This is a genomic window from Candidatus Obscuribacterales bacterium (genome assembly GCA_036703605.1).
Taxonomy (GTDB): Bacteria; Cyanobacteriota; Cyanobacteriia; order RECH01; family RECH01; genus RECH01.
Genome location: DATNRH010000857.1, coordinates 1 through 3,432 on the forward strand (window position 1 = coordinate 1; position 3,432 = coordinate 3,432).

Here is a 3,432-nt window from a genome sequence, read left to right on the forward strand (position 1 = left end):
CGGATTTGAGACAGTGAAGGTGGGGAATCAACTATCCGTCCGGCAACGCCACTCGCAGGAATCAATCGCTGAAGCGATCAAAGTCCCCTTGAAAATCGAAACCGTCTCTCTGTCGAAGGATTTTATGAGGACCATGCCGGACTCGCTCGTCGTGCCACCACGCGACGGTCAGATCCATGTACTAACCCCTTTGGAGGAGACCGATCCAAAGGAAAGGAAACATGCTCCGACCGGCTACAAAATTGTTAGACCTGGCACTGTGTTTCACGGTCCTCTCACCTACTCCTTCAAGGAAGACCAGATTTATGATGCTCCATATAGCCGGTTCCGTTTCACCTGGAAAGAGCGAGCGATTCAACCCAGAGGAACCTCCGTTGAGCATGTTAGCAGAAGGGAGGTCTCCCGCCTTCTCTTCGACCACCTAAAGCAAATCAAACAGACACACTTGCATATGATCCAAGGTCATATCGAAAAAAGGCGACTCGCGTTGGAGAATATCCAGCTCCGTCGCGCGATCGAACAGGAATATAGCTTCGCCGGCATTGTGGGGACCAGCGAGAAGGTTCAGGAGCTCCTTGCGTTGGTGCGGTCTATCGCAGCAACGGATGTAAGTGTGCTCATTCAGGGCGAAACCGGGACCGGAAAAGAGCTCATCGCCAAAGCGATTCATTACAATAGTCCGCGACGGTCAAACCGTTTTGTGGCCGTGAACTGTGGATCGCTCACCGAGACTCTCTTGGAAAGCGAACTCTTCGGCCATGAAAAAGGGGCCTTTACCGGTGCCATCACCCAACGAAAGGGGATCTTTGAGTTCGCTGATGGAGGGACTCTTTTTCTCGACGAGATTGGAGAGATTCCGCCGAGCACCCAGGTCAAGCTGCTGCGGGTGTTACAGGAAGGCGAATTCCACCGCGTGGGGGGGAGAGACGTCATCAAAGTAAATGTTCGCATCGTGGCCGCCACCAATCAAAATCTAGAGGAACTCATTGCTCAAGGTCGCTTCAGACAAGACCTGTACTATCGGCTCAATGTCGTGCCAATTGGGGTCCCCCCACTGCGCGAGCGCATCGAGGACATCCCGCTCCTCGTTTCCCACTTTATTGAAAAACGCAACCCGCAACTCAATCAACGCATCAGTGGTATGAGTCCCGAGACGATGGCCTTGATTATGGCTCACAGCTGGCCAGGGAATGTCCGGGAGCTGGAAAATGTGATTCAGCGGATGATGGTGGTAGCCAAAGGCGAAATCCTCGATGTGCATGACCTTCCCCCTGAGATGCGGGGCAAGGAAAGCCCACGTCGGGAGAAGGCGAAAGATTTGAAGGGTGTTGCACGAGAATCGGCTGGGATGGTGGAGCAACGCGCCATTCTCGATGCCCTGGCCAAATCGGGAGGGAATGTGACTCAGGCCGCTCGAGCCCTGGGCATCAGCCGCGTCACCCTCCAGAAGAAGATGAAAGTATATAATCTCCGGGCCCCATCAAGCTGAGACCTGCTAAGGTCATTTAGCAGTTCTCTCCCGTACTGCTAACGCGTCTTAGCGCTTTGGGTCATCTCCTCAAATGGCCAAGCCATCCCGATTAAGACCCTCATCTTTTAAAATCAGGCACTTCAGGCATTCCCGCCTGCACCCTTGCTTCCCATCCATCCCCTGGCACTCCGTTTGCGTCAGTAGAATCTGCCAGCGCCATTGAATCTGTCTTAGAGGGAGGAGGTAGTGAAATGGGTAAGTACGTCAACGAACAAGGGGTGTGCGTCTACAGTGGATTCTGGTGGAAGTTGGCCCTGCCGGAAGTGGTCCTGCCTGTTCACCTGGCTGTATCTCTAGGTGCGCTCGCTTGGGCTGCCTCACGCCCAAGCGGCTGGGTCGCAATCGTCGTTAGCGTTCCGTTAGGGTTCTTCATTTGGACCCTGTTCGAGTACGCCTTCCACCGATGGCTGCTGCACCACAAACGGTACCCCGTGCTTCGCAAGATCTTCTGGAACGGGCTCCACCGGGAACATCACATGTACCGGCAGATGCTGGATCCCGAGCACCGGACGATTCACCTGGCCATTTCACTGCCCATTGTCCTGATGCTGGTCGGCGTGGTAGGCCTGGCGACCACCTCAGGGTGGGGATTAGCGATCCTGGGAGGATGGCTCCTGAGCTACTGCATCTACGAGACGTCCCACTGGTTGTATCACATTTGCGATCCAGAAAAAGGCCTTGGAAAGTTCCTATGGATTCACGGGGTGGGGCACGCGCATACCGTTCACCATTTCCACCACGCGGGCAAGAATTACGGCTTCATTACCGTCTTTTGGGACAGGGTGTTCGGCACATACCTGCCCATCAAGCAGACCCGGGCCACGGAAGGCTACGGGGTGCGGGAAGGTCACCCGGCGGCAGCAAACCACGATGAGAAATCTCGGTACATGACGGAAAGGGTAATATCACCATGATGGCTTCCCTGGCAGGTTTCCTCATGGGTTTTATCGGTTCCATGCCGGTCGCAGGCCCTACTTCCCTTTTGGTATTCCATCGCGGGATGCTTGCCCGCTACCGGGACGGATGGGCGATCGGCCTCGGGGGCAGCCTCGTCGAGGGCATCTACTGTGCCATAGCGGTCTATGCTTTTAACATCCTGCGTGATCATTTCACAATAGTCACACCGCTGATAAGAGCAGTAAGTATCCTCCTGCTCCTTGCGCTAGGACTTTATTTCATTTTCGCTTCCCACAAGAAGTCCCAAAGGCCCGCGATCGCAGAGTCATCAGCGACCAATTGCGGGCGCCAGTTTTGGATTGGCCTCAGCATTGCGGCCCTCAATCCAACCCCGATCTTCACCTGGTCGGCTTCCGTGGCCACTGTTTTCCCGATTATCAACCTCACCCTGCAAGGACATGAAGGGATGGTTTTTGCCGCCAGCGCGGTAATTGGCATCGTTGCCTGGTTCAGCATCCTGCTTGCCATGCTGCGCCGTTTCAGTAGCCACTTCCCGCTTTCGCTGCTCCCTAAAGCAATTACAGCCATCGGCGTGATCCTAGTCGTTGTTTCTATCAGTTTGGTCGGATCGACCGTGTACGGATCAGTCCAATTCTCACCGTAGATTGTGAGGTGTGCCATGCATGAGCAATCCCACACGAGAGCCTGGTTCTTAAATTTTCTGCCAATTTGGTATGTCACCCACAAGTTGAAACAGCGCAAGAAGTCGGAAAATTGGGATGATGACCAATATTACAAGCAAATGTATGCGATTCCCATCCTCACTCATGACAATGTTGGGGACAAGTTGGCTAGCCTTAGAGATGCGATCACTAATGAAATAGCAAAAGATTGCACCTCCTCCCGCATCGTTGATCTCGCCACTGGCCGCGGATACCAAGCAAGACATATCTGGTATCGCGGCTACAAGAATGTGCATGCTTCCGACGTGCAGGTAGGCAGAG

4 protein-coding genes are annotated in these 3,432 nt (G+C 54.1%); all 4 read left to right on the forward strand.

Going from position 1 to position 3,432, the window contains the following annotated elements:
- Positions 1–1,489, forward strand: a 1,489-nt coding sequence (locus V6D20_17690) for a sigma-54 dependent transcriptional regulator (GenBank protein ID HEY9817615.1), incomplete at its 5' end; no start/stop codon positions are given.
- Between the two features lie 233 nt (positions 1,490–1,722).
- Entirely contained in the window at positions 1,723–2,445 is a 723-nt protein-coding gene (locus tag V6D20_17695; protein HEY9817616.1) for a sterol desaturase family protein, read from the forward strand.
- A complete protein-coding gene (locus tag V6D20_17700) occupies positions 2,442–3,092 on the forward strand; it encodes a LysE family transporter (protein HEY9817617.1) in 651 nt (216 codons plus the stop codon). The genes V6D20_17695 and V6D20_17700 overlap by 4 nt, the downstream gene beginning before the upstream one ends.
- Positions 3,093–3,107: 15 nt before the next feature.
- A partial coding sequence (locus V6D20_17705; GenBank protein HEY9817618.1) for a hypothetical protein occupies positions 3,108–3,432 on the forward strand: 325 nt, incomplete at its 3' end.

Excerpts from the sequence above, each read along its gene's own strand:
- V6D20_17695 (HEY9817616.1), top strand. The coding sequence starts at position 1,723 with ATGGGTAAGTACGTCAACGAACAAGGGGTGTGCGTCTACAGTGGATTC.
- V6D20_17700 (HEY9817617.1), top strand. The coding sequence starts at position 2,442 with ATGATGGCTTCCCTGGCAGGTTTCCTCATGGGTTTTATCGGTTCCATG.